The following is a 26,508-nucleotide window of genomic DNA, read 5'->3' as shown; positions in this document are numbered from 1 at the left end:
CTCTAAGTCACATAACCACGAAACGCGCAACTTCTGCCTCTTCAGTACGCGTCATGCAGCCGTGTACTTCCCGCGCGATACCTTCTTAAATCGGGAATCTCGAATCAGTGTCTGGTTCACGATCGTACGGAAATTCTCCGCCGACGTCCTGTACCCAGCCTTCTGAACCTCCGCCGTCACCTCCGTCACCGACATCGTCTTGTTCTTCAGAACCTTCTGTAGCGATTCGGCAAGGTTCAGATCATTGTGCGGACGCTTCCGGCCCGGAGCACCCTTTCCGATCTTCCCCTTCTTCGCGCCAGGCTTCTTGCCACGAGCAGGTTTCGAAGCCACTGTGGGTACCGGCCTCACCACTGCCGAACTCGGCGCAAGCAGCGAAATCTGCGATTCCAGTTCCGAAAGTTCCTTCGCAAGCCGGTCCCGCCGATCAATCAACTTCGTCACTTCCGATTGCCGCTTCTCAATCTCGCGCGCCAGATCTGCCGTCGAAATTCTAGATAACGCGCTGCCTTTCCTACGCTTTGCCATCACATGCTCCTTGCTGTTCCTCATTGGGCGCCATGCGGCGCAACTCGTGCTCCCCCAGATCCAATGAACAATAGCAAGTCTTTACTCAATTGTCACGACCACACAACACTCCGACATTATGAGAATGCCGCTCATTGTTCGTGCTGCCCACCTCGCCACGCCCCCACCTTCTAAAAGCATCCATTCCAATTCAACCACCCGAGCAATCAGCGTTCAACAAACTCCATTCAACCTTCTCCCTCAAACCCCATCTTCCCCATCAACCCGTCAAAATGATCCAGGCTGTAGAAATCAACCACCAATTTCCCCTTCGTTCCGTTCTTCGAAGCCTTGATCTGCACCCCTCTGCTGAGTCAAAGAGTGACCTCCTGATTCGTCCATGACTCGTCCCTCATAGTCCGATTGCGAAGTCATTCCGCTACTGGAGCCAAGTGCAATGGTCCATAAATGGCACTCCTGTGAACTTGCCTAAATGCACCAAACTCAAGCCGGACAAAGGTCGTGATGGTTTGAGACGAGTTAGGATCCGGGAGTTGACTGCTGTATTTGGATCGTGTTCGTACCCCCCACAGATGTAGGCAGTTGGCCGCTCGAAGAAATTGATATGATGAATTCGCGTAGAAGAACAATGATCTGGATTCTTTGGGAGGATTCAATTGACAATCGCTGCGTGTCATTTGTCGCCAGAAGGCGTTGTCTTAGGTGCCGACAGCGCAACGACGTTGAACGGTGGTCCTGATGGCACATGTCACCTCGATTTCGCTCAGAAGATCTTCGAAGTTGGCCCTGAAGGAGCCTCTGTTGGGCTGGTGACTTGGGGATTGGGTCAGATTGGCGATGAAAGCCACCGAACAATTGCAGCGAGACTAGGCAATGCACACGCCAAGTCCCCATTTGACTCGCTGGGGAAGATGGCAACCTACCTGTCTGAGGATCTTGGCAGAGCATTTGAGAAAGCCTATTCGATTGAGATCGCACGTTATCGGGAGCTTGAGGAAAAGGCGGGTTACACTGATTTGGAGGAAGATGAGACGAAGGAAATCAATGAACTTCGGGGGCGGCTGTCTGGAGGCTACTGCTTGGCAGGGCGAACGGACGATTTCGGTGCGTGTGAGGCGCAACAGATTTTGTGGGGTGTGGATAAGACCACGCCAGAAATCGGTAGTGGTTCACTTTGAGCATGCGGCGAAAACGCCCTATCGCCATGTTTGGGTGGACTTGACTTGCGCCAAACAATTGCCTAGTGTCCTATGGTTGCCTGCCCGGCTAACCACAAGATATGCAACCAGACCAAGCCGACCGCACACGCCGGGCAGGTACACGCGGGCGGCTGGTCTGTGTTGTTTTCGCGCCAAGTCGCGAGAAAGAGGTACACAATGGCAAAGACCAGTCCGTGGCACGCAAAGGATTCGCAAGTTCACCACAACAACACGAAATGCACTGAGGGGAACAACATTGAGCATCGCAACCATGTGAGCGGCACTGGCGGTAGGCCGCTGTGCGACCACTGCGCACGGCTCAACGCACAGGGGAAATAGCGTTTGCCTTCCTCCAGAAAGTCATTTCCCAAGTCGGTCCTGTGGGCTCGCCGTCGATGATCGGCCACGCCCGCCGAACCGACAATACAGGAAGATCTTGCTGTTGTGCAACGGCCAGTGCTCGCATTCCCTCTGACCGATCTCCGTGAAATCGAACGGTTGGCTCGGGGTAGCAGTGTCCATCGCCGCCTTCGCATGATTCGTAGGTTTCGATTCCCGCAGCACAGAGGATGCGCACATACTGCGCTATTCCTTCATCAAGCGGCATGTCGAGTTTGTCGAGACATGTCAGCATTGCATCGCTCCGGGCTACCGATACCGCAAAGTCCGTTCTTCTGCGCCCATCGCGCAAGTCGAACATTTCTTCGTGTCAGTGTATACTGTAGTGGATGACCGATCCAAACACCGAAGCCGCCCGCGTGGTCCGAGAGACCACCAAGGAAAAGTCACTCCCGCCCGATCTTGAGGCTGCGTGGGCGGAGTGGTCGAAGGCTATCAAGGGCGTGGATGAGCGTGGATGGACGCTGCTGCGGGCGGCATTTGAGGCTGGATGGGATACGGGCCGTCAATCATCGTCTTGATTGAAGAGTCCGCCTTGATGGGCGTCAGGAATCGCGGCGGCTTGGTCGAGCAACTTCTTGAATGAGGCCCAGTCCTCGGATACTCGCATGAGTGCGATTACCGCGCCAAGGTGCTGAATGAGTTTCGGGTGGCCCATGTTTTCGCTCAACCACTGATGCAGTTTGTTGGGACGATTGCCTTGGTCGTTCTTCGGGCTCCGCTCCTGAAGGGCCTGTAGAACGCCCGGGGCGAGTCTCTTGTAGACAATGTCGTTCGTTAGATGTCCAAAGTACTGCGGAAGGCGCATGTCCGGCCGGAATGGCACCCCACGAAGCCGACAAAGTTCGCGGAAGTACGCACCGGGGAAGGTCTTGACCCATCGGCGAAGTTCCTCCGACAAAAACTCCTCCAGGAGTCGCTCCAGTGCGTCTCGCTGGCGCACATACTGATAGCCGGTGGCCTCGTCAACCAAGGCGACGATGCCCACTTTGGCGAACGCCCGGAGCAGCATCTCACACTGATCGGCAATGTGTTCTTGCTGGTAGTGGAGTGTGCCGTCTTTGCGGGCCTGGAGCACAACATCGCAGATATCCGCCAGCACGGTGGCCTCATACCCATACGCAAGCGACGACCCCGTTTTGAACCGGATGGGGCTTGTGATCACATCGCGCAACTCCTTGGAAACAAGGCTGTTGAGTGCCTTTGTTGCTAAAAAACGAGACAGACGATCACCGTCCCCGCGACCAGCAGTCCCTTGGGCCATGTCGAGGGCGGTCATCATTCCCCGCTGGATGATCACTCGGCGTTCGTCGTCGAGGACATAGCACGCCACTTCAACCTCGCCGAGCCGCATGGGGCGATCCGGCGAACCACAAAGCACTTCGGGGACATCATCCTCGGCACCAGACGGCGCATCCTTTCCCCATCGCGCACGGGCGGCGACGCTGGCGATTCGACTCTTCTCTTCCTTGGATAACTTCTCGGCTCGCGCCTTGCCGCCCTTTTTCCCCATCTCGCTCGGATCAGTTGTCATATTTGTTGCTCCATATATGCTTGACAGCAAGTATAACATGCTGTATGCTTGTCGTCAAGCACGGAGCAGAGCATGCGTAAACTGAGCACAGAACAACGGGCGTCGATTCTGGCTTGTCTGGTTGAAGGCAACTCCGTTGCCTCAACTTGCCGAATGACTGGCGCGTCCAAAATCACGGTCCTTCGACTCTTGGCCGATGTGGGCACCTTCTGCGCCAGTTACCACGATGAACACGTCCGCAACCTCTATCCAGCCCGCGTCCAAGTGGATGAGGCTTGGGGATTCGTCGGAGCAAAGGACAAAGCCGTCCTTGGTGGCGCAAACGCCTACGGATCGGCTTGGACATGGGTAGCAATCGACGCCGACTCAAAGATCGTCATTGCACACTTGACCGGCAATCGGGATGCAGACACCGCCCGGGCCTTCCTCTGGGATCTCTCCGATCGGATTGATTCCCGTGTTCAACTGACATCAGACGGCCATGGACTGTACAAGGACGCAGTGAAAGAGGCGTTTGGGGGCAATGTGGACTTCGCCCAACTGTTCAAGGAATATGGGCGCGATCTTGAAGCCGAACGCCGTTATAGCCCGCCAGTCTGCATCAGCACTACCACTGTTCGACGCTGTGGAACGCCTGATCCCCAGCATGTTTCAACCTCGTTCGTCGAACGCCAAAACCTCACGATCAGGATGCAGACCCGACGCATGACACGCCTTACCAATGCCTTCAGCAAGAAAATCGAGAACCACATTCACGCGCTGGACCTGCATTTCTGGTGGTACAACTTCGCCCGCAAGCACAACACAATCAAGACAACCCCAGCCGTTGCAAACGGGCTTGCCGATCGACCATTGACCGCGATTGATCTTGTTCGGATGCTGGAAGGCGAAGAATCCAGACTTGGTAGCCGCTTGGCCGGGTATTTGCCCGCATGTTCAAAGTGAACCACTACCCAGAAATCACCCCCGTCCTTTCCGAAGCCCCCATATTCTGGGGTGTGCCTCAGATTATGGAGCGACTGGTCTTCGGATTTGATAGTCCGATAATCATGGAGATCCTGAAATCAGGCAAATGGAAAGGCACGGTTGAAGAACTCATCGATCTCGTGGTGCGAAATCAGCTTATCACGCCACGACTATTGCCGATTAGAGAAGCAATTGATTGGGTACACACCGTCATCCACACAACTATTCGAGGCACAAAATTTGCTAACTGGCCGCATTGGTGCGGAGGCCCAATCGAAATTGCAGTCATCACCTCAGACAGGCCGTTTCGATGGGTTAGGCATAAGAGAATGGATGCGGCAATAATCACTTCAGAGGAGTTGCGATCATGACGCGGAAACGAATCAGCCCAGGCGAAATTTCAGCAGAGTCGATATCGGCAAGTCTGCTGTCCCGTCTCGTGCGCAGCAAGACCTCGACTCGGGATCGTTTGGCCCAGAAGCCCGTTGGGCCAGGTGGCGATCCGATGGATCGTTTGCCGGATGCTCATAGGCCAGTGCAGATGGGGGCTGGACGCAAACTGCTTCAAATGCATTTTAAATGCAAGCCCTAATCTGAGTATTGAGGAACTGTGTTTCAACCTTCTCCCTCAAACCCCATCTTCCCCATCAACCCGTCAAAATGATCCAGGCTGTAGAAATCAACCACCAGTTTCCCCTTCGTTCCGTTCTTCGAAGCCTTGATCTGCACCCGCGTCCCGAGGTGCTCGCCGAGTTGTCGTTCCAGTGACGACAGCGTCGGCGAGTTCGTCGTGCTCGGCTTGCCCCCGCCAAACGGCCCGATGCCTTCCGCCCCATCCTGAAGGTGCCGCTCCAGTTCGCGAACACTCCACTTGTTCTTCGCCGCCCGCGCCGCAATGCGAACACGCCGCTCACCAGGCGCAAGCATCAACAACACCTTCCCATGCCCGATCGACAACTCGCTGCGCCCGATGAAACCTTGAATCGAATCCTCAAGCTCCGTCACCCGAATCAGATTCACCACGCTCGTGCGCTCAAGCCCGATCCGCTCCGCCAGCTCCACCTGCGTCAGCCCAAACTCCACATGCAGCCGACGCAGCGCATGCGCACGCTCCATCGGATCCAGATCCACACGCTGCAGATTCTCCACCAGCGCCAGTTGCGCCGCGTCAGAGTCCGATAACTCCCGTACCAGCGCAGGGATTGTCTCCAGCCCAATCATCTGCGCCGCCTGCCAACGCCGCTCCCCCGCCATCAACTCATACTTACTCGGGTTCTGTTGGGAAGTCCGCACCAGAATCGGCTGGATCACCCCCGCCGCCCGGATCGACTGCGCCAACTTGTTCATCTCCTCCTCGTCAAACCAGAGTCTGGGTTGGTACGGACTCCGCACCAGCGACTTCACAGGCAGCATCAAAACCCCTTGCCCCCCCTGCCCCACTTGATCCCCAGCCTCTTCTGCCCGAGGTCCCTCCAACGGAACAGGCACCGATACCTCCGCAGGCACCTTGGGCTGCATCAACGCGCTCAGGCCCTTGCCCAACTTCCTCGACTTCCCAGCAGGCGTGTTCGACATCGGATATCCTCCAAATAGTCAAAGCCTACCACCCTCGCGCCACCCGTGCACGGAGATCCCCCATGCCAGAGATCGAATTCATCGCCCGAGGCCTCATCATGCGAGGAAACTGCGTCCTCATCTGCCGCAACCGTGCGCACAAATACGGCTTCCTCCCCGGCGGCCACATCGAGTTCGGCGAACCCGCCGCAACCGCCCTCGCCCGCGAGATCGAAGAGGAAGCAGGGCTTTCCTGCAAGGTCGGCCCCCTGCTGTTCATCTCCGAAAATACCTTCCATTCCAAACGGGTCCATCACGAAGTGAATTGGGTGTTCCACGTGGAACACCTTGGTGATGACCCCATGCCGCCGCCTCAGGTCGAATCCAAGGAACCCCAGATTCAGTTCGAGTGGGTGGACCTGGCAGCAGTGGTGGATGACGACATTCGGCCGGCGGAGATCAAGGCCTGGTTGGTTGCTGGTGCCGAAGGATCCCCTATTCCGATGGTCAGTGCCATCGCGGGTGATTGAAGTCAGGCTGGTTGCTGGTCGATGGTGGGGGTGAGCAATCCCTGCCATGGACCGTAACCCCCCAAATCCGATGGATGCGGAGCAACTGCTCCGCGAACTCGACCACCTGCAGATGGCGGTCACGGAACTCCAGCGCGAGGTGGAAGCTCAGGCTTCGCTCGCCACGGTCGGGCTGCTTGCGGCATCAATCGCGCATGAGGTGTGCAATCGGATGACCCCGGTGGCGGCGTGTGCCCAGATGGCGCTGCGGGAGCCGGAGGATGCTGCGCTTACCAGGCGGGCGCTGGAGATGGCGGCTAGCAGTGCCATGGGCATTGCGGACTTTGCACGAATTGTCCTGTCACTCGCCATGCCGAGTCAGGGCACGGGGCGGGAGTGTGCTGAGCCTTGGCTTGCGTGGGAGCGGGTGCAGGCGCTTGTGAGGCAAAAAGCAAGGGAGACGCAGGTCCGATTTGAGACAGAGATTGAGAAGGGGCTTCTGGTTGCTATGCCTCAGGCGGCTTTGGATCATGTGCTACTGAATCTGGCTATGAATGCGATCGGGGCTATGCCAGAGGGGGGGGTCCTGCGCGTAGTGGGGCGGGGTGTTGATGAAGGCGTGGAGATTCGGCTTGCGGACACCGGGTGCGGGATGGACGCTGCTACGGTGAGGCGGGCACTTGAGCCGGGGTTCAGCCTCGGGCGGGGGAGCGGGCTGGGGCTGAGTTTGTGCGATCGGCTGGTGCGGGCGGAGGGGGGGAGACTGAGCATCGCGAGCGAGGCGGGCGCGGGGACGACGGTGGCGGTGGTGCTGCCTGCGGCGAAGCGGGCGGGATAGAGTCCGATAACCATATAAGTTGGGGACGTGCATTTGTCGCTTGGGGCGGATCGGCTCCTGGCGGTGGCGTGCGTGGGTAGGGGAGTTGAAGGTGTGCGGGCCTTGCTTCGGCCGGCTCGGGCAGTTATATTGATGCGGTGATGCTCCGCGACCGCGACACGACGGCCAACGGCACGCTCGACGAGCGCGTCTATTACCTCCACAACTGGCGCAGCGACATCGTGGCCCTGATTTCGCACGCGGGCAGCCAGATCGAGCAGGTGCGGTATGAGCCGTATGGCACGCCGTTCGGCATCCCGGCGGGAGATATTGATGCTGATGGCAAGGTGACACAGGATGATGTCGATCAGGCGGCAGCATGGTACTCCGGCTCGGCGTACGACGTCCGCGCCGACCTGGACATGAACGGCTCGGTGAACCTCTCTGATATTACATATATTGCCGGCAACAAGGTCCTCAATCACGAGACCGGCCGCGGCGTGCTGAGCCTTGAGCACATCGGCAGCCGCAAGGGCTACGCGGGCTATGAGAACCTGGCTGAACTCGAAGGCAGCGGGGTGAAGTGGGATGTCAGGAATCGGGTGCTGCTGTCGGAGATTGGGAGTTGGAATCGAAGGGATCCGCTGGGGTATGTCGATGGGGTGAGTTTGTATGAGTATGTCATGGGAAGGCCGATCTTAGGTTACGATACATACGGAACACACCGTGCCTTTGCTCAAGACAGTACTCCTATGGCACCGTGGCTTGCTCCCCCATCGATCCCTATTGTTGATGCTCCTGGGGGGGACATTCCGGATGATACAACACCGAGTATGGTTTTGCTAATAGCCGCGTGCGAACAGGCCTGTCAAGACAATCGTGGCGCAGGAGCAATGGGATACTGTTATAAAGGAAAGCCTGTCGTTTGCATTTGTCGCACCCGCGGCCGCGAGCTTCCCGGCGAGCAGGGCGATCCATTTCGCGCGTGTCAACGTGAGTATGAGTTAGATCAATGGAATTATGGTTCTCAGACGGATTGTGCCCCAGGGTATACGGGGCTTCCGGACAAGCAGCCGCACGTGACGCATGAAAATGTTCGAGTCTCGTTGTGTCGAAAGGCTCTGTCCCTGAGGAAGTACGAAGCGTGCGTTGGACGCATTTCCTGTCCAGAAGGCAATGAAGGCTACGAATGCCGTGAAGGCCGCTGCCTATTGCGAGAACGCAATCGGTGCTGGGCAGAATCCCTTGAGAAAGTCTACTGTCAAAACAACACCCCTCCTGTAATTCCGCCATCACGAGAAGAAGAGACACGCAGAAACATCAGTATTCAGACGGATTGCATGAAGGGGTCAGGGCAACGGTGTAAGAACGAAGCAAGTGAAGGGTAATATCGCAGATTGGTGGCATGCTAATCACTCGACGAAAGTGCAGAGAATCGCGGCGTGCCCCGACCTCCTATGGTAGGAAAATGGCAGCCTGCTTGGCATTGGCTTTGCTCATTCAAACTGCGTTTTTAGTTTATCTGCTGCTCTGTCCCACAAGCGTACAGACATATGACTATTTAGATACAGGCAAGCACGAATGGGCGCAGTTTGAGCTCGCTGCATTTTATGGAAAGCATGTTTATATTATTATTGTTGCTGACTTTGACTCCGAATTTTGGGGTGATAGTCTGATGCACTGTGGATTTGATATACAAAATATTCAGTATTGTACGGGGTGGCCCTTTGTTTGGTCACTCTCTGAGGACGTTGGGTACGTTCTTAATAGTGATCCTGCAGATCCGATACTATGGCGTTCCGATGGTCAGTCTCTTGTTATTGGGCCTTTTGATAATTATATAGTTCGTTGTCCGAGGCTTCGTAGTGTATTGTCGCTGTCGCATGAGTTCTATCTAAATATAATTGTCGTCGCAACGGCAATCTCGCTGCCGCTCCATGTGCAAATTTTGATTGCCATGCAAATACGGAGATTGAGACAGGAAGAAAGGCGGTGCAAGGCGTGCGGCTATCCTTTGCGGGATATAGGCACTGTATGTCCCGAATGCGGACCACACTAAGTATCGATTCAATGAAGAACCTATCCCGGATCCATTGAACCTAGCCGATCAGACCGTTTCCCAAGATTCATGGATGTTTTCTCATCGGGTGTGGGAGCGCAGCGCCAAGCCCCAGCGGTCCCGCGTCCAGCCCCTGTGCCGAGCGACTTGGAAGGGATCATCGATCCGGCGCTGCTGCGGGATCTCGACGTAGGCCAGCACGAAGTACTCCTCGTCAGTGCGCTCCGTTCGGCTGGCTGGCCCCTGCCCCACCCCAGGACTCGTCGTCGCCGATCTGTCCGATGCGCTCCGACGATCCGTACAGATACTCCCTGATCCTCCTGCATGCCTCTTCCTCAGCCGCTTGCGTGATGTACGCTGTCTTGCTGAGCAACCAGTAGAACAGCGCCCCCTGCCGGTGGCCGCGCATGCGGGTACGCTCGGCGAGGGCCACAAACTTCAGCCGCCCCGCTTGGCTCGCGTGGGCCAGAGCGGTTTCACTGATGACGTGGCGTATGGCCGAAGCAATTGGCGGCGTCGGTGGGGGTCATAGGCGCGCGTATCAGCGGATCACCGCCCACTTCGATACGAATGGCGTGGATGGTGTCACCGGTGCCGATGTGGTGAGCCACTTCGCCTACGACGCCCGCTGGCGGATCGTCGCGCGGTACGAAGATGCGAACAGCGACCCAACGGAGCAGTTTGTATTTCACAACGCGGGCCTTGCTTCGACCGGCTCGGGCAGTTATATTGATGCGGTGATGCTCCGCGACCGCGACACGACGGCCAACGGCACGCTCGACGAGCGCATCTACTACCTCCACAACTGGCGCAGCGACATCGTCGCCCTCATCTCGCACGCGGGGAGCCAGATCGAGCAGGTGCGGTATGAGCCGTATGGCACGCCGTTCGGCATCCCGGCGGGGGATGTTACATGCGAGGGCGAGGTGACGCAGGCCGACGCGAACCTCGCGGGCACGTGGCCGACCACTCATTGCGGTTGGTGCCATGAGCCTGCCTGGACGGTGGTTCGGTTGGAAAAGAGCCAAGGCACACCGACCACTCAGAGCCGTGGTCGGTGGCACGGGAGGCATGCATCAACGGTTGCGGTCGGGGCCATCTGCCCCTGATCGTGGCCATGCAGAGCCATGACCACGGCACCCGGCCGACCACTCATTGCGGTTGGTGCCATGAGCCTGCCTGGACGGTGGTTTGGTTAGGAACCAAGGCACACCGCCACTCAGAGCCGTGGTCGGTGGCACGGGTGGCGTGCATCAAGGGTGGCGGTTGGGGCCATTTGCCACTGATCGTGGCCATGCAGAGCCATGACCGCGGCACGCGGCCACGGCATCCGGCTGGCTAGCGTGTGTGGTGGTTCTGGTCATCGCTTGTGGATGGTATGGGCGGGCGGTCTGAGTTTGAACAAGGAGCAATGTGATGGCAGCGCTGGGGCATGGTTCGCCGATTGAGATGGTGCAGGAAGGGATTTCGCAGCGTCAGGCGGAGTTGCAGCGTGTGGCGGATGTACTGGCGCGGGAGGCGCAGCGGTTCAAGCGGATTTCGGGGTGGGTGCGTGTGCTGCTGATTGTGTGCGGTGCGCTGGCGGCGTCGCAGAGTGTGTTCGAGCAGGCGTTTACGGGGTATAAGGAGTATGCGTTTCTGGCGTTTGCGTTTCTGGGGGTGAGCATCACGATGCTTGCGGGGCTTGAGGCTGCGTTCAAGTTTGAGGGCAAGAGTGCGGAGCTTGCGATGCTGGCTGCGGGGTGTCACTCGACGGTGCGCAAGACGGATGCGATGTGGTATCGGGAGGTTGGGCTGGAGACGGATGAGAAGGAGAAGATTGCGGGCGCGATGGAACTGATCGAGTTGCAGGATTCGAGGTTGAGTGAGATTCAGGAGAAGGCGGCTGCGAGTGGGTTGAATATTGCGCTGGAGGTGAGGCGGGAGTACAAGTGGCAGGGACCTCGAAATGATCTGCCGTATGCCAAGGCCGAGCCGGACAATGGGCCTTATGCGGCGTGAGTCAGGAAGCGACGATGGCGATGTCGTCGGGGTCTGCGGTGAGGGCGACGGGGCGGGACTCGAGCGAGCGGGCTTCGCGGGGGTTGAGTTCGCAGACGTGGAGTGCGGGGAGGCCTTGGGCAGTGATGATGTGCTGAGCGACTTCGCCGAGGTATGTGGTGTGGGTGAGGGTGCCTTTGAGGGAGGGTGCGTCGCTGTTGAGATTGATGCGGAGTGCTTCGGGGCGGATTGAGACGGTGATGGATGTGCCGGGGGTGAGTTGGAGGTGGGCGGGGATGCGTGCAGCGAATGAGCCGGCGGGGGTTGAGAGGGTGGCCAGGTCGCGGTTGATGGAGTCTATGGTGGCGGTGAGGAGGTTGGTTTCGCCGAGGAATGAAGCGACGAAGGGGTTGGTGGGGCGTCGGTAGAGGTCTTCGGGGGTGCCGATCTGTTGGGTCTGGCCGTCGCGCATGATGGCGACGCGGTCGGCCATGGAGAGGGCTTCTTTCTGGTCGTGGGTGACGTAGACGGTGGTCATGCCTGCGTCTTTGCAGATGCGGCGGATTTCGGAGCGGAGTTCGATGCGGAGTTTGGCATCGAGGTTTGAGAGGGGTTCGTCGAGGAGGAGGACGCGCGGGCGGACGACGAGGGCGCGGGCGAGGGCGACGCGCTGTTGCTGTCCGCCGGAGAGTTGGGTGGGCTTGCGGTCGGCGTATTGGGTCATTTGTACGGCGTCGAGTGCTGCGGCGACGGCGGTGGATTTTTCTTCGGCGGGGGTTTTGCGGACATCGAGGCCGAAGGCGACGTTCTGGGCGACGGTCATGTGGGGCCAGAGTGCGTAGGACTGGAAGACCATTCCGGTGTCGCGTTTGTTTGCGGGCATGTGTGTGACGTCGGTCTGGTCGAAGTGGATGGAGCCTCTGGTGGGGTCGATGAAACCGGCGATCATGCGGAGTAGGGTGGTCTTGCCGCAGCCGGAGGGCCCGAGGAGGAAGAAGAGTTCGCCGGGGTTGATGGTGAGGGAGACATCGTCGACGGCTTTGGTCAGAGGCTGGCCTGCGCGTGGGGGGTAGTGTTTGGCGAGGGCGTTGATGGCGATGGTGGTGGACATGCGGGGGGATGGTAGGGAAGAGGGGATAGACTGGTTGCATGGAGAGGCCTGGGGACATGCGGGGGCTTGAGGCGAGGCTTGCGCGGGTGCGGGACATTCGGGCGTCGCCTGGGGATCGGGCGGAGGCGCTTGGTGGGGAGATCGAGCATGTGAGCAAGGATGTGCTCAAGCGTGCGCGGGGTAACGTGGAGATTGCGGAAGTGTGGCGGCAGATTGTGCCGGCTGAGATCGCGGAGCATGCGTGGCCGGTGGGGTTGAGCCGCGGGACGTTGACGATCGCGGCGCGCGGGGCGGCGTGGCGGTCGCGCGTGGATCAGTGGCTGCGCGGCGGCGGGCAGCGGGAGTTTGTGGCGAGGGTGAGGGTGGGGGTGAAGAAGGTGAAGGTGGTTGATAGTTCGGGAGTTGGGCAGTAGGCACTGGGTTTTGGAATCAGGTTTCTGTGGAGAGGCGGGTTGCCCAGTGGTCGAGTTGGGAGCGATCGGTGAGGTCGTAGTGGAGGGGGGTGACGGTGATGCAGCGTTTCATGAGCAGATCGACATCGCTGCCGGGATCGGTGTTGTGGAAGTCGAAGCCGCTGGCGGCGGACCAGTAATAGGTTTGGCCACTGGGGGCAGCGCGTTCTTCGAATCGGTCGGCCAGGCCATGGACATTCATGGGGCAGACGACGATGGGGAGGGGTGCGGCGGGGTTGTCGATCGGCGGGAGGTTTGGCAGGGGGCGCAGGGGGCGTGTGGATGCGGGTGGCGAGGTTGAGGGGGAAGATGCAGCGGGGAGTTGTGCTTCGGCGGGTGAGGATTCGCAGCGGGGGATGTTGATGCTGAGGCAGGCGTGGGGCGAGGGGAGGCCTTGGGCGATGAGGCGTTTGATGGCGGTTGCGGCGTGTGTTGCGGCGATGTCGTAGAGGGGGCGTCCTCGGCCGAGGTGCATGCTGACGGCGATTGAGGGGACGCCGAGGAATGCGGCTTCGATGGCGGCGGCGACGGTGCCGGAGTAGATGACGTTGATGCCGACGTTGGCACCGGCGTTCATGCCGCTGACGACGAGGTCGGGCTGGCCGCCCATGCGTTGTGGCCAGAGGTTTGCGAGCGCGAGTTTGACGCAGTCTGCGGGTCGTCCATCGACGGCGATGCCGATGGCGCCATCGACTTCGACGGGTTCGGTCATGAGGGGTTGGTGGAAGGTGACGCCATGGCTGGTGGCGGATTGCACGGTGAGTGGGGCGACGATGAGGATGTCGGAGGCGATGGGTTTGATGGCGCGGTAGAGGGCGAGGAGGCCCGGGGCGCGGATGCCGTCGTCATTGGTCAGAAGGAGGCGCATGGGGTGAGGGTAGGTGGGGGCAAATGTTGTTCACAGCGGGTATGGCAGGTAGAAACGGGGCAAAATGTGGGGGTAAATACCTATTTTGGTGTGGACAACCCGGGGTAAGTTCAATTCCCTTGACAGGCGTAGTCGATATTCGGTAGTCTGGATATGCCTTATCGCCACGGACGGCGCGATACCGGACAACTGTTGCGGTGAATGCGTCTTATCTGTTTGGTGTGCTTTGCCGCTTTGTCGAGTGTGGTCATGATCCTTCAAGGCAAGGAGTCGGCAATGGCGAAGAAAGCGGTTCTCTCGGTCTCCATGATCTTCGGCGCGAGTGTGTGTTTGAACGGCTGCGTGCCGCAGGTGATCGGAGGCGGTCATCAACTGGGTGAACCGCGTACATCAGCGTCGATATCGCACATTGCCAACAACCCCAGCGAGGTTGCGGTGCTTTCGGTCAAGGAGATCGGTGATCGTGTTGAGGCACGGTATCGGGAGGCAAAGAGTATTCGAAGCGAGGGAGTGACGGAGCGGGCAGGGCATCGGCTGGAGTTCACATACGATGGGACGCCTGAGGCTCTGCGGACGCTGTGCATGTACAACGGCGAGGTGTACGGGCTGTTTTCATATGACCGTGGGCGGATTCAGGAGTTTGTACCTGGGCATCCACAGCGGCTTGTGCTGATGTATGACGGCGAGTATGACGATCAGGTGGGGAATCTTGTGTATACGAGGCCGCTTGATTGTTTGTATGGGATGCAGTTTGGGTTGTGGGTCGGGCCGAAGTCGATCTTGAAATTTGGCGAAAACATCCGCAATGGGCGTCATGTGCGGAATCAGCAGATTGGCGAAATTATTTGCTATGTGGTGGAGTGGGATCGATACTTTGAGGGGAACGAGGAGCAATCGCCGCTTCATCTCCGGCATGTGTATTACATTGATACGAAGCAGTTTGTTGTTCGCCGATGGGATTCGATTCGCAACGACGATGTGCAAACGCGCGAGTACTCGGTGATGGAGGTGGGGAGCCGGGAGCGGGTGTCCAACTGGGATGTGTGGCCGCTCGTTCCGCAATTGGTTTCAAAGCCTGTCTTGTCCAATGACAACGAGTGTTCAGCATTCGCAACCTGTGATGAGGTGGAAGGCTCCGCTGACTCGCTGGCGGCAACTGCAAAGAAGGAGGCGCACGAATGAGCCGTTCGTACCTTTTCGTCATCATTTTGATGGTTGTTGCGGGGCTGTTTCCGATGGCCTATGGGGATTGGCGTGCAGAACTGCGTACCGCCATGCAACCTCAGGTGACCCTGACTTCGGTGATGAACGCGCGGGAGACTCTGTACGATGGTCATATCGGTGATCTGAGTGTTGTTATATCATGGGACGGGGAGTTCGTCTGGCTCGAGATCGAAGAAGAGATCGTGACGGATGTGGTGCAGTGGTGGGATTCTGAGGATCCGGAGGTTTTGTCATTCTGTGCGTTTTCCGGGAAGGGAACGTACGGCCCGGAAGAGGATGCGGGGCTGATCGGGTGGCTTTATCTGAACGATTACGGCGAGTTGTGGATGGAGCTTGAGGCTGATGACACTTATGTGCAGTTCAAGTTGCCTTCGAGCAGCGGTCCGCAGCTTGTGGCTTCGGTTTGTCGGTGTCGGACAATTCCGCTTGCCGCGCATGGATGCCTTGCGTTGAATTGTGATAACACTGACGAGTGCCCGCTCAAAGCGGGATCGTTTTGTGAGTGGACACAATCCAATATTACGAATTTTGAGGCAGCCTTGATCAGTGTCATGGTTCAATAGGACGTGATATTGGCTGAAGAGCCCCGGGGCGCGGATGCTGCCGTCACAGGTCGGAAGGATGCGCATTGTGGGAGGGTTGATGGGGATCGGGATCGGGCGGCGTTGCGAAGATGGAGTAGGGGAGTAGATCGCGCCAGAGCAGGTAGTTGGTGATGAAGATGACCGGAATGGCGGTGATGCCGAGCCAGATTGGTGCGCGGGCGTAGTGCTGGTGCGTGTCGAACCATGTGCATGTGAAGGCGGCTGCGAATGCGAGTGTGAGCAGTGCGCTCGAGCGAATCGTGCTGAAGACGATGATGCGGAAGGGGATGCGTTGTTTGGAATGATCGACCGCGACAAAGGTCAGGGCGGCGGTGAGTCCGAAGGCAACGATGAAGACGAGCAGGGGTGAAGGAAGTGGAATCGCGACGAAGTGGAGCGGCTTTGGGTGCGCGGTCCAGCGGTTGAGAAGTCGCCAGATGTCGGCGACGAAGGCTTCCGTGCTGACGGCAGCGACGGCGAAGATGGTCCAGGACGTCAGCGCGACGAGCCATGTGAAGGCGGCGGTTGATTTGATGTGCAGTTTGCCGCGTCTGGCGATGGCGAAGCGGGGGAGCTCGAGCCCGCATTCGGGGCATGGGGCGGGCGGGGGCAGGCCTTGAAGGTTGTAGTTGCACTGCGGGCAGTCATCCCAGCCGGACTCGGGTGGGGAATTGCGTCGCTCGAAGGTCAGCGCGATCGTCGGGATGACGATGAGGATGAGACAGATGATGAAGGCGGTGAATACGCAGGCCATGGTTGGGCAGCTGAATTGGTTTGGGATTTGTGATCGATGTCATTGATCAAGTGGAGGTTCATGGGGACAGGGCGGGGAAACAGACGTATGAGGTATATCGGCCATGCGTCGTCGCGATCTTACGAGCACCGTCAGGAATGCGAGCGCAGGCACGCCGCCCAGAATGGTGCAGCCATACACCCATAGCCAAGTTCGGGCATGCCAGTTGGCGTTGTCGTACCAGGCGATGACGAATCCGGTCATGAAGCCTCCGACGGAGAGGAGCAGATGAAGGGCTGCGAGACCGGCGAGTTCGAGCAGGCTGATGCGGATTGTGGTTTTGCCGCGTGCCCGGAAGAAGGTCAAGACGGCTGCTGCGATTGACAGCGATCCTGCGAGGGTGACACTGATTGGTGTAGCGAGTGCGTGCAGGTGGAGAAAGGGGCGGTTGGGATCGACTTTGCGCAATGCGGACCAGCTCCATCGAAGCCCGCTTGAGATCGAGGCGTCGATGAGCACGAGGGTGAGCAGGCCAGCGGCGGCGAAGCACAGAATCGCTGCGCCGGACCACTTATAAACGGGGCGACGGAGCTTTCGTGGCGTGTGAGTGGGATCTTGCAATCCGCATTCGGGGCATGGGGCGTCAGGTGCGAGTCCATCGAGGCTGTAGTCGCAATGGGGGCATTCGGTCCAAGGCCCGGGCTTGAGGATGATTCGGATACGCAGGCCGAGCAGGATGCCTGGGATCACGAAGAAAAGGAACATGAACAGGATTGGGAGGAGGGCGGGCATCATCGCTTTGCCGAGTGTACAGGAAAGAAACGCGTCGGGTCTGTGCTCCCAGGTATCGTCGTGAGTGGCCACGGCTGAGTGTGCCCGTTCCTATGCTTGCCGTGCGCGGCCATGAGTTGGTGCAGCGAGAGAATGAGGGGCGAAGCGTGGATGTGAAAGGCAGTATTCTCGAAGCGATCGGCAACACGCCTCTGGTGCGGCTCAATCGGGTTGTTGAGCCGGGGTGGGCGGAGGTGCTGGTCAAGTGCGAGTTCATGAACCCGGCGGGTTCGATCAAGGACCGCATGGCGGCGTACATCATCGAGCGGGCGGCTGAGGAAGGGCTGCTGCGGCCAGGCGGGACGATCGTGGAGAACACGAGCGGGAATACGGGGATGGGTGCGGCGATGACGGCGGCGGCCAAGGGGTATCGGTGCGTGTTCACGATGCCTGACAAGATGAGCCAGGAGAAGATTGACGGGTTGCGGGCGTTCGGGGCGGAGGTGATCATCACGCCTACGGATGTGCCGGGGGACTCGCCGGACCATTATGTGAATGTGGCCAAGCGTGTGGCGTCCGAGACGCCGGGGTCGTTCTACATGGATCAGTATCACAGCCAGTGGAACATCGAGGCGCACGAGAAGTTGACGGGGCCTGAGATCTGGCGGCAGACCGATGGCGGGAAGATCGACGCGGTGGTGGTGGGGACGGGCACGGGCGGCACGGCGAGCGGGATCGGCCGGTTTTTCAAGAAGCAGGGCTCGAAGACGAAGATCATCGGGGTCGATCCGCTGGGGAGCGTGCATTATAACATTTTCAAGACGGGCGAGCCGAGCACGCCTTATGTGTACAAGGTGGAGGGGCTGGGCGAGGATATTGTGTGCCGTGCGTTCGATCCGAGCGTGATCGATGAGATGTATCAGGTGTCGGATTATGAGTGTTTCACGACGGCGCGGCGGTTGACGCGGGAAGAGGGATTGTTCTGCGGCGGATCATCGGGCGGGATGGCGCACATTGCGCTCAGGCTGGCGCGCGAATGGGGCGCGGGCAAGACGATCGTGGCGATTCTGCCGGACTCGGGCACGCGGTATGTGACGAAGTATCTGAATGACGAGTGGATGAAGATGCACGGCTTTATGGAGCCGGAGCGCGGGCTGGGGAGCATTGGCGAACTGATCGCGGGGCGCGGTGCGGTCGTGACGGTGGCGCATGACGACTCGATCGGGCAGGCGGTGCGCGTGATGCGCGACAAGGGCATTTCGCAGGTGCCGGTGGTCGAAGCGAGCGGGAAGCCCGTGGGCATGGTACACGAGGTTGATATTTTGAGGGGTTTGCAGGCTGGGAAGGTGACGGGCGATTCGCCGGTGAGCGCGATCGAGACGAAGATCGGGGGGCTGGTGTATCCGCAGGCGCGCGTCGAGGAGTTGTTTGGCGTCTTTGCTGCGGATCAGGCGGCGATCGTGATCGAGGATGGAAAGATCGTGGCGGTGCTGACCGAGATTGACCTGATCGAACATTTGGCCAGGAAGCAGAAACGGTGAAGAAAGAAACGGTGAAGAGCGATGCGTGATGCAAGTTCATATGGATTCGGGACGCGGGCGATTCATGCGGGGCAGGTGCCTGACCCGACTACCGGCGCGATCATGACGCCGATCTATCAGACGTCAACGTTCGTGCAGAAGTCGCCGGGCGTGATTGTGGGCGAATATGACTATTCGCGGGCAGCGAACCCGACGCGCGAAGCGTTGCAGCAGAACCTGGCGAGCCTCGAAAGCGGGCGGTTCGGGTTGTGCTATTCATCGGGCGTTGCAGCGACGGGCGCTGTATTGCATGTGCTCAAAGCGGGGGACGAGGTGATTCTGTGTGACGATGTGTACGGCGGGACAAACCGGCTGTTTCATCGCGTGTTTGCGCAGCTTGGGATCGTGACGAAACTGGTTGATATGACCGATGTTTCGCGTGTCAAGGCGGCGGTGACACCAAAGACGAAGTTGATATGGCTCGAGACGCCGACGAACCCGATGCTCAAGATTATCGACATCGCAGCGGTGGCGGCGATCGGGAAGGCGGCTGGGGCGCTTGTGGCGGTGGACAACACGTTTGCGTCGCCTTTCCTGCAGAGCCCGCTGGCGCTGGGGGCGGACATCGTGTGTCACTCGGCGACGAAGTACATCGGTGGGCACTCGGACTCGATCGGCGGCGCGCTGGTGGTGAATGATGAGGATTTGTACAAGCGGCTGAAGTTCATTCAGCTTTCGGAAGGCGCGGTGCCGGGGATCATGGAGTGCTTCCTGTTCCTGCGATCGACCAAGACGCTGCATGTGCGCATGGAGCGGCACTGCTCGAATGCGATGACGATTGCGGAACATATGGAGAGGCACCAGGCGATCGAGCGGGTGATCTATCCGGGACTGGCGAGCCATCCGCAGCACGAACTGGCGAAGAAGCAGATGCGCGGGTTCGGGGGCATTGTGACGGTGTATGTGCGCGGCGGGCTCGATGCGTCGCGGCGCATGCTCGAACGCGTGCGGATCTTCAGTCTGGCTGAATCGCTGGGCGGGGTCGAGTCGCTCATCGAGCATCCGGCGATCATGACGCACGCTTCGGTGCCGCCGGACCAGAGGGCGGCGCTGGGCATTACGGATGGGCTGGTGCGGCTGAGCGTTGGGATTGAAGATGTTGCGGATCTGATCGCAGACTTGGATAGGGCGCTGGGATGAGTGTCAAAGCATGAAAGTGGCCAGAAGTTGTGCAGCTTCGGGATGAAATTCCTGGAGGGTTGCACACATTGGGCGATTGTGTCGCAGGAGCAGTAGCGGAGATTGGCATTCGGTGTTCGACGTTTGGACGGCCGAGGCGATCTGGAGGTGTGCATCATGAAGAGTCTGAATCGTTCAGTTGTTGCAGTTTCGCTGGTGTCTGTTTTTTCTGCTGGAAGTGCGCTGGGGCAATTTGATGGGCTCAAGGACAGGCTCAAGAAAAAGGCTGAGGAAGCGGTCAAGGAAGTGGAAAAGCATGTCACCGGCGAGGGTGAAGGGGCCAAAGAGAAACAAGGTTCGCAGAAGGATGGCGAAGCGACACCTGCGGAAACGCCTAAGCCCGGAGCCGAGGGAAGTGGATCAACTTCGAGCGAGGTCGTTGCTGAGGCGAGTTCTGCGCAAGCGGGTGCGCTCTCTGTGCAACCGAGCCGGGTGGTGCCGCTGGGAACACTGCCTGCGGATGTGAAACTGGAGTCGGTGGTGTTTTCTCCGTTGCTTGATCGTGCGGCGTGGGTGGGGCGCTCGGGGAGCCGACAGGCGGTGTTTGTGAACGGCAAAGCGGGGCCTGCGGGTGACGAAGTCGTCAGTGGTATCGCGTTCAGCCCTGATGGAGCGACCGTGGCGTATGTGCTCAGGCGTGGCGATCTGCAACATCTCGTCGTCAACGATCAGGTTGGGGAGGGGATCGAGCATATTAACCGCCAGTCGCTGGTGTTCAGTGCGTCTGGCGCACGCGTTGCTGCGAGTGGCTTTCGCCAAGCTGCTGGTGGGAAGAATCAGGGTTTTGTGTGTGTCGACGGTGCGCTGATCGGGCCGTTGAGCGGAATTGAAACGCTACGGTTCGTCGGGGAGGAACTTGCGTATGCACACTGGATCAATGATGAAGAGCAGCGTTCGCCAGCACGGCAGATGGTGTATGGCGAGGAACGTGTTCCCGTCCGATTGCAGCGTTTGAGTTATCACTCGGATTCGATCGAACATGAGCAGGCGCTTGGTACAGCGATTGGTGTGATGCTGACGGATGAAGGCGGTGAGCAGCTCTGGATTGGCAAGCCAGTTGGGCCGGTGGTGCGCGACATTCGTGGCATCACGATCGCGCCCGACGGCAGTAACTGGGGGTATATCGCCGATGTCGCTGCCAGTGAGGGAGACACGACGAATTTCGTGCCGGTTGTGGTGGTTGGAGGCCAGATCGTGCTGCGATTGAGCAATGTCTCGACTCAGGACGCACTGAAGGTCGTGGATATTGTGTTTGCGGACCGCGGCTCGGGCTTTGCACTGGTGCGCAAACTGGAACGCGGCATGCGCGTTGAACACGCCGGCCGAACGGACGCGGAGTATGGACAGGTCGGCTATCTGCGACTGAGCGAAAGCGGAGACCTTTCGTATTGGGCACAGAAGGACGGCTATGTCTACCGCGTAAATAACGGCGAGGAGTCCGAGGGCATCCGAGGCAGGATCGATTCAGGCCAGGGACGAAGCATGCCGTTGGTCAAGGAACCCGGAACGCTTGTGCGAATCGAGGAAACGATCATGAAGGAGACGCCACGGGGGCCGTTTGAGGCTCGCGTGTGGCGTGTGGCGGTTGGCGACGAGGTCAGCCCGCAGTATGAGCATCTGGGCAACCTTGCGGTCAGCGGTAATGGGTTGGTGTTTGGCGGAATGGTAACTTCGCCGGCAGGCAAGGCTGAAGGCTGCTGGCTTCTGGCCGGGCCTCACGAGATTCAGTTGTCAAACTCGATTTCTCACGGGTTCAATGGGCATTTGATACTCGACGAAACCGGAGAGCACAGTGTCTTTGTGATTGAATTGCGACACCAGTTGGCAGAGCCAACAGATATCAAAGGTGGCAAAGCAAATTTGACGCATGACTTGCGCTATCGGTCGAATCATGCCTATGCCATTCTGCGTGATGGTGTGTGGCAGGCCGACCTCTATGGCGGGCGTCCGGCGGGACGTTTTGCGGCGGTGCGGGGCATTGCGTTTACACCCGACACACGTAACACACTGCATTGGCTGGGTACAGGGGATCCAGAATCGTCCGAGTCTTTCTCAACCAATCTGAATTGGACTCTGTATATGAATGGGCGACCGATTGCATGCCCTCCGCCGGCCTATGCCCCCCTGAACGTTGTCCCGCTGGCAACGAATGAGCCAGAGACACACCCGAGTCAGACGTATGCGCGGGCGGGTGGTGCGTTCAGCGCTGATGGTTCGGTGTATCGGTATGTGGCCAATGAGAGCGGGGCGCTGAGCCTGGTCGAGTTTACGACCGCGGATCTGGTCGGAGCAAGCCGATGAATGAGTGAGTCGGGAACAGGTTATGCGGCAAGCCCAGGAAGTTGAGCGGCCCCTACGCTTTTGTCGATGACTAACTCCAACGACACCTACACCAGCCCGCTCGCCACGCGTAACGCCAGCCCGGAGATGCTGCGGCTGTGGTCGCCTCGGCATAAGTTCAACACGTGGCGACGCATCTGGCTGGCGGTGGCTGAGGCGCAGCATGAGGTGACGAAGGACTGGCCTGCGGCGCGCGATCAGCAGCCTCTGGTCTCGGCCGAGCAGGTCGAGGAGTTGCGAGCGGTTGTCGAGCGCGGGATCAGTGATGCGGAAATCGCGCGGGCGGCGGAACTTGAGCGTGAACTGCGACACGATGTGATGGCGCATGTGCACTGCCTCGGCGAGCAATGCCCGAAGGCCAAGGCGATTATTCATCTGGGGTGTACGAGTCAGGATGTGGTGTGTAATGCGGATTTATCAATTCTTGGCGAGACGATACAGATCGTCATTACCAAGGTTGTGCAAGTGATGAGCGCGTTCGGCGATGGGGCCGATCGCTTTCAAAGCCTTCCGACGCTGGGTTTCACGCACTATCAGGCGGCCCAGCCGATTACCGTAGGGCGTCGATTCGCAAACTGGGGATACGACCTTTACCTTGCTGCGACTCGCCTGATCCACGCGCCCGACCTTCCGGCTGGCTCAAGTCCGGTGCTTCGCGGGTTCCGCGGCGCAACGGGTACTCAAGCTTCCTTTCTCGCGCTCTTGGATAACAATGAGGACCTTGTTGATCGTTTTGAAACTCAAACGATCGCGCGACTACTAGGGGACGAAGTCGATTTCGAGCCTGAGCATGCGGCAGATCGACGCGATGCAATTGCTGCCCAGATGCGAGCAAACGCCGGCTTCGATCGAATGGCAGATGATTATGCGTCGCAAACCGTTGAGAACTTTATGTGGCATGAGAGCCGCGAGTACTGCTTCAGGTTGACGCCGCTGATCACCGGCCAAACCTACCCGCGTGTGCTTGATGTCCAAGTTCTCGCCGACCTCGCCTCCGTCGCCGCTGTCCTCCACAAGATCGCCACCGACATTCGTCTCCTCTCGAACCGCAAGGAGATCGACGAGCCGTTTGGTGAGAAGCAGATTGGTTCGTCAGCGATGCCTTATAAGCGCAATCCGATGAAGTGCGAGCGCATCTGCGGGCTTGCTCGATTTGTCATGAATCTGGTGGGCAACGCCTACGACACGGCTGCGACGCAGTGGCTCGAACGCACGCTCGATGATTCCTCGAACCGTCGCCTGTCGCTGCCCGAGGCCTTTCTCGCGCTCGATGGCTGCCTCGACCTGATGCACGAAGTCGCCAGCGGCCTCGTCGTGCATGAGGCGATGGTCCGCAAGAACCTCATGGCCGAACTGCCCTTCCTCGCCACCGAAAATATCCTCATGGAAGCCGTCAAGGCGGGTGGCGATCGGCAGGAATATCACGAGATCATCCGCGCGCACGCGCAGGCTGCGGGCATGCGCGTCAAGCACGAAGGGCTCGATAACGACCTGCTCGATCGTCTGCAGAACGACAAGGCCTTCTGGTCCACCGCCCGCGGCGGCCCGCTGACGCGCGAGCTCGATTGGTCGAACCTGATGGACCCGATGAAATATGTGGGCCGAGCAGTGGAGCAGACTGAGCGCTTCATTGCGGAAGTCGTCGAGCCGCTGCGCGGACAGTATGGCGATGGTCTCGATGCGCTGGGGTCGAGCGATCGTGGGGTGTGAGGCCGACGGGGAGATGCTCAGCGGCGGTCGCGCCCTCGCCAGCCTTCGATGGTGTGCATGCCATAGACACCGATTGGGAGAAATCCACCGTGACCCCCGCCATCACCTTGGGGGTAGGGGTCGATGAGATCCGCAGCGTCAACGCGCCCTGCGCTGCCGTCAATAAATGCGAGTCCCACATGCAATGGATTGGTTGACGGGAATGGAAGTTCTTTTTGCGGGTGCCATTCTGTAAGAACAGCCTTTGATGAAGCGAAGACTGTATTGGTAACGCGAGAGTGTGCCCACTGTTGATTTCCTGCCAATCGGGATTCGACACTCCAGTATTGTGGCATTGCCATGTACGACGCTGTCAAGAGGTAGGAGTTTGCAGGCAACTCTTCTTGAGATCCGGGGTGAGAGAAGGATGCGTGAGAAGGGTTTCCATCGTAATAAGAATCGCACAGCGCTACATGCCAGAGGTATGCGGCATGAAAATATGGCACCTGATGAATCGAGCCGCACCCGCGGATGACGGACCAAGTTGCCTTCGGGTGCGTGATTGCCGGTAAGTAGTCGTTGTGATCGCCAGCGTACGCAGAGAGAATCTGCGCGTGAGAGTGCATATTGACGATCGAGGCCAGGTCTCTTGCCGAATTGCGGATTCCACTGAGGGCAGGAAGTAGCAAAAAAGCAAGTACACCCACGAGTGAAACCACAAGGAGTAACTCGATCAGGGTGTACGCGTGATGGTGACGTTGGAAAGTCATCGAGAAGTCACAGCGGCGGGTCGTTGAGCATTAACCCATCGATCTGGCAAGAGTCCGGCGAGCAGCAATACTATGATGATGACGTTTCGCAGCAAGAGCACGACCACCTCATTCTTGTGGCTATTGTAACTCGCGATTTTTCCGCACCACACACTGTGCCAATTCATTGTGAACCTTCCACGTTTTCCAGCACAAGTACGTTGCTTCATCTCTTCGGTCACGCAGTCCCGGGCTTGTAGATATCTTGACATCCTCGTCAAGCAAAGTTTCGACAACGTTACAAGATCCAGTAGTATCGCATTCAGTAAGGCTGCAGGCCTTACCCATGTAGAGTTCGTTCCAGCATTGTGCGGAAAGAGGAAGAGTTATGATCGCAACTCCAAGAGCAATGACGCCAACTTGTGTCCTTGAATTCCGGTCGTGTCTCAACACGAGATTTTCCTTTTGAGGTTGTTATGGGCTTCTGGCTGATTTGAGGCGCATCCAGACGAGGACGCTGATGATGACTGCAACGAATACCCATCCGGCCTGCGTCAGCCAGGCGGGGTGAGGCTGGCGCGAGGCTCCGATGGAGAGGGGTGACGTAACCGGTTCGGGACCACGAAGATCTGTTCTGGTGCCGTCACGGAAATCGTTGATGGCAGTGAACGTCGAAGTGCCTCGAATGGGATCAGAGCCGTCGACGGTCGGAGTGGTCACCAAGGCGGTAAGTTCGCCGGGTTCGAGTGGTCGCATTTCGATAAGGATCATCGTTTGTCCCGGTTCGCCATGCGAGTCGAGAGAACTCACGCGATGTGCCGCCCAAGAGCGATGCAGTTCATGATAACGCCAATCCGAGAATCTGGTGACCGCCCCTTCCCACATAGGCTCATCAGACGAAAGTGTGACAGTTCTGGATTCAATTCGAATCCACTCGTCGTCAATAATGGTGCCAGCGATTTGGAAGTGACGATTGCCGTCCGCGGACTGAATTGTACCGGACCAGTTATTGCCTTGCAGTTTTGCGTCAGTTGGTTGAAGCCGAAGAGGGCTTCCCGGGCTCATTCCGGGATGGAGCCAGCCTTGTAAGTAGAATGGAAGCGCACTGAGGGCTTCTGCGGGGTTCCGGTCGGGCGGAGGGTTTCGGGGATTGACAAGGCTCAGATCTCTATTCGTAAGTTGCCATGCTTCGCGACCGTGTACAGCCCGATCGACAAAGGGAATCGGAATCTGATGGTGATAATCCTGACTCAATCGCCAGAGGTTTGGATTGCTGTACCAGAGTCGATGCCGAGTAGACTTTGCACCATTGGTCATTTGCCATTGCAGGTCTTCAAATTGCCTGCGAAGCGGATGGTCAGGCTTGCCATCAACAAGTGCTCGCAGGCGATTGAGCTCGTCTTCGCCGCCGGGAACGGGGGACTCGATGATGTATTCAATATAGGTGTTGTCAGGGATTGGGCGGATCTCAGCCTGTGCCCACTTGGCTTTGAACCATTCGAGTGAACCGAGTTCCTGGGCACCGGCGCACGCCGTTGCCACTACAAGGAGTGAAAGGCTCACGAGGCTCCAAGAGTTGCAGGCTCGCTCCGACACGAAAAACCTCCAGTCAGGTTTGTGTCCGACGCAAATCGTACTCGGGGGGGGGGGGGGGGGGGGAAAAAACCGGGGGAAAAAAACCCA

26 protein-coding genes are annotated in these 26,508 nt (G+C 58.6%); 16 read left to right on the top strand and 10 right to left on the bottom strand.

Annotated features, from left to right (window positions below; genetic code table 11):
• Positions 1 to 51: 51 nt before the first annotated feature.
• Positions 52 to 528 (bottom strand): hypothetical protein, encoded by a 477-nt coding sequence (locus KF757_00130; protein ID MBX3321373.1) that lies wholly within the window; start codon positions 526 to 528, stop codon positions 52 to 54.
• A 656-nt stretch (positions 529 to 1,184) separates the two neighbouring features.
• Here KF757_00130 and KF757_00125 point away from each other — a divergent pair.
• Positions 1,185 to 1,706 (top strand): hypothetical protein, encoded by a 522-nt coding sequence (locus tag KF757_00125; GenBank protein MBX3321372.1) that lies wholly within the window; start codon positions 1,185 to 1,187, stop codon positions 1,704 to 1,706.
• A 340-nt stretch (positions 1,707 to 2,046) separates the two neighbouring features.
• Here the strand turns inward: KF757_00125 and KF757_00120 are convergent, their stop codons facing one another.
• Positions 2,047 to 2,361, bottom strand: a complete 315-nt coding sequence (locus tag KF757_00120) for a hypothetical protein (protein MBX3321371.1) — start codon at positions 2,359 to 2,361, stop codon at positions 2,047 to 2,049.
• A gap of 94 nt (positions 2,362 to 2,455) precedes the next feature.
• Between KF757_00120 and KF757_00115 the strand changes: the two genes are divergently transcribed.
• The gene (locus tag KF757_00115) at positions 2,456 to 2,647 is read left to right on the top strand and encodes a hypothetical protein (protein MBX3321370.1); all 192 of its coding nucleotides are present in this window, start codon (positions 2,456 to 2,458) and stop codon (positions 2,645 to 2,647) included.
• Here KF757_00115 and KF757_00110 read toward each other — a convergent pair.
• Positions 2,632 to 3,660 carry a P63C domain-containing protein gene (locus KF757_00110; protein MBX3321369.1) on the bottom strand — a complete coding sequence of 343 codons (1,029 nt, stop codon included), beginning with the start codon at positions 3,658 to 3,660 and terminating at the stop codon, positions 2,632 to 2,634. The two genes, KF757_00115 and KF757_00110, sit on opposite strands and share 16 nt — an antisense overlap.
• Positions 3,661 to 3,732: 72 nt before the next feature.
• On the opposite strand from KF757_00110, the gene KF757_00105 reads away from it, so the two are divergent.
• On the top strand, positions 3,733 to 4,605 hold the full coding sequence (locus KF757_00105) for a DDE-type integrase/transposase/recombinase (GenBank protein ID MBX3321368.1): 873 nt from the start codon (positions 3,733 to 3,735) through the stop codon (positions 4,603 to 4,605).
• A complete protein-coding gene (locus KF757_00100) occupies positions 4,593 to 4,997 on the top strand; it encodes a hypothetical protein (GenBank protein MBX3321367.1) in 405 nt (134 codons plus the stop codon). Before KF757_00105 ends, KF757_00100 begins: the two co-directional genes overlap by 13 nt.
• Before the next feature lie 244 nt (positions 4,998 to 5,241).
• Here the strand turns inward: KF757_00100 and KF757_00095 are convergent, their stop codons facing one another.
• Complete coding sequence (locus KF757_00095; GenBank protein MBX3321366.1) at positions 5,242 to 6,201, bottom strand: ParB/RepB/Spo0J family partition protein; 960 nt, start codon at positions 6,199 to 6,201, stop codon at positions 5,242 to 5,244.
• Between the two features lie 62 nt (positions 6,202 to 6,263).
• Here KF757_00095 and KF757_00090 point away from each other — a divergent pair, with 62 nt between their 5' ends.
• The 5 genes from KF757_00090 (at position 6,264) to KF757_00070 (ending at position 11,566) form a co-directional block, all read left to right on the top strand.
• A complete protein-coding gene (locus KF757_00090; protein ID MBX3321365.1) occupies positions 6,264 to 6,710 on the top strand; it encodes an NUDIX domain-containing protein in 447 nt (148 codons plus the stop codon).
• Between the two features lie 46 nt (positions 6,711 to 6,756).
• A complete protein-coding gene (locus tag KF757_00085) occupies positions 6,757 to 7,527 on the top strand; it encodes a HAMP domain-containing histidine kinase (GenBank protein MBX3321364.1) in 771 nt (256 codons plus the stop codon).
• Positions 7,528 to 7,667: 140 nt separating this feature from the next.
• The gene (locus KF757_00080) at positions 7,668 to 8,894 is read left to right on the top strand and encodes a hypothetical protein (GenBank protein ID MBX3321363.1); all 1,227 of its coding nucleotides are present in this window, start codon (positions 7,668 to 7,670) and stop codon (positions 8,892 to 8,894) included.
• 1,165 nt (positions 8,895 to 10,059) lie between these two features.
• Positions 10,060 to 10,674: a hypothetical protein gene (locus tag KF757_00075; protein MBX3321362.1), complete on the top strand. Its 615-nt coding sequence runs from the start codon at positions 10,060 to 10,062 to the stop codon at positions 10,672 to 10,674.
• Between the two features lie 307 nt (positions 10,675 to 10,981).
• Entirely contained in the window at positions 10,982 to 11,566 is a 585-nt protein-coding gene (locus KF757_00070; protein ID MBX3321361.1) for a hypothetical protein, read from the top strand.
• A gap of 1 nt (position 11,567) precedes the next feature.
• On the opposite strand, the gene KF757_00065 is transcribed toward KF757_00070, so the two are convergent.
• Positions 11,568 to 12,656: an ABC transporter ATP-binding protein gene (locus KF757_00065; protein ID MBX3321360.1), complete on the bottom strand. Its 1,089-nt coding sequence runs from the start codon at positions 12,654 to 12,656 to the stop codon at positions 11,568 to 11,570.
• A 38-nt stretch (positions 12,657 to 12,694) separates the two neighbouring features.
• Here KF757_00065 and KF757_00060 point away from each other — a divergent pair, with 38 nt between their 5' ends.
• Entirely contained in the window at positions 12,695 to 13,069 is a 375-nt protein-coding gene (locus KF757_00060; protein MBX3321359.1) for a DUF721 domain-containing protein, read from the top strand.
• Positions 13,070 to 13,085: 16 nt separating this feature from the next.
• On the opposite strand, the gene surE is transcribed toward KF757_00060, so the two are convergent.
• The gene (surE, locus tag KF757_00055) at positions 13,086 to 13,976 is read right to left on the bottom strand and encodes a 5'/3'-nucleotidase SurE (GenBank protein ID MBX3321358.1); all 891 of its coding nucleotides are present in this window, start codon (positions 13,974 to 13,976) and stop codon (positions 13,086 to 13,088) included.
• Positions 13,977 to 14,252: 276 nt separating this feature from the next.
• Between surE and KF757_00050 the strand changes: the two genes are divergently transcribed.
• Together KF757_00050 and KF757_00045 are read left to right on the top strand one after the other, a co-directional pair.
• Positions 14,253 to 15,158 carry a hypothetical protein gene (locus KF757_00050; GenBank protein MBX3321357.1) on the top strand — a complete coding sequence of 302 codons (906 nt, stop codon included), beginning with the start codon at positions 14,253 to 14,255 and terminating at the stop codon, positions 15,156 to 15,158.
• Positions 15,155 to 15,763, top strand: a complete 609-nt coding sequence (locus KF757_00045; protein ID MBX3321356.1) for a hypothetical protein — start codon at positions 15,155 to 15,157, stop codon at positions 15,761 to 15,763. The genes KF757_00050 and KF757_00045 overlap by 4 nt, the downstream gene beginning before the upstream one ends.
• A 43-nt stretch (positions 15,764 to 15,806) precedes the next feature.
• On the opposite strand, the gene KF757_00040 is transcribed toward KF757_00045, so the two are convergent.
• Both KF757_00040 and KF757_00035 read right to left on the bottom strand, forming a co-directional pair.
• Complete coding sequence (locus KF757_00040; GenBank protein ID MBX3321355.1) at positions 15,807 to 16,538, bottom strand: hypothetical protein; 732 nt, start codon at positions 16,536 to 16,538, stop codon at positions 15,807 to 15,809.
• A gap of 39 nt (positions 16,539 to 16,577) precedes the next feature.
• Entirely contained in the window at positions 16,578 to 17,312 is a 735-nt protein-coding gene (locus tag KF757_00035) for a hypothetical protein (GenBank protein MBX3321354.1), read from the bottom strand.
• 143 nt (positions 17,313 to 17,455) lie between these two features.
• On the opposite strand from KF757_00035, the gene KF757_00030 reads away from it, so the two are divergent.
• The 4 genes from KF757_00030 to KF757_00015 all read left to right on the top strand — a co-directional run bounded on the left by KF757_00030 (position 17,456) and on the right by KF757_00015 (position 24,097).
• Positions 17,456 to 18,829 carry a pyridoxal-phosphate dependent enzyme gene (locus KF757_00030; GenBank protein MBX3321353.1) on the top strand — a complete coding sequence of 458 codons (1,374 nt, stop codon included), beginning with the start codon at positions 17,456 to 17,458 and terminating at the stop codon, positions 18,827 to 18,829.
• Between the two features lie 21 nt (positions 18,830 to 18,850).
• On the top strand, positions 18,851 to 20,008 hold the full coding sequence (locus tag KF757_00025) for a cystathionine gamma-synthase (protein MBX3321352.1): 1,158 nt from the start codon (positions 18,851 to 18,853) through the stop codon (positions 20,006 to 20,008).
• A gap of 156 nt (positions 20,009 to 20,164) precedes the next feature.
• Complete coding sequence (locus KF757_00020) at positions 20,165 to 22,348, top strand: hypothetical protein (GenBank protein MBX3321351.1); 2,184 nt, start codon at positions 20,165 to 20,167, stop codon at positions 22,346 to 22,348.
• A 507-nt stretch (positions 22,349 to 22,855) separates the two neighbouring features.
• Complete coding sequence (locus KF757_00015) at positions 22,856 to 24,097, top strand: adenylosuccinate lyase (GenBank protein MBX3321350.1); 1,242 nt, start codon at positions 22,856 to 22,858, stop codon at positions 24,095 to 24,097.
• 17 nt (positions 24,098 to 24,114) lie between these two features.
• Here KF757_00015 and KF757_00010 read toward each other — a convergent pair whose 3' ends face one another.
• Both KF757_00010 and KF757_00005 read right to left on the bottom strand, forming a co-directional pair.
• A complete protein-coding gene (locus KF757_00010; protein ID MBX3321349.1) occupies positions 24,115 to 24,846 on the bottom strand; it encodes a prepilin-type N-terminal cleavage/methylation domain-containing protein in 732 nt (243 codons plus the stop codon).
• A 453-nt stretch (positions 24,847 to 25,299) separates the two neighbouring features.
• Positions 25,300 to 26,388: a hypothetical protein gene (locus tag KF757_00005; protein ID MBX3321348.1), complete on the bottom strand. Its 1,089-nt coding sequence runs from the start codon at positions 26,386 to 26,388 to the stop codon at positions 25,300 to 25,302.
• Positions 26,389 to 26,508 lie beyond the last annotated feature (120 nt).

It is taken from the genome of Phycisphaeraceae bacterium (genome assembly GCA_019636795.1).
GTDB lineage: Bacteria > Planctomycetota > Phycisphaerae > Phycisphaerales > UBA1924 > JAHBWW01.
The sequence above is the reverse complement of the archived record's forward strand: the minus strand, read 5'-3'. Positions and strand labels throughout refer to the sequence as shown.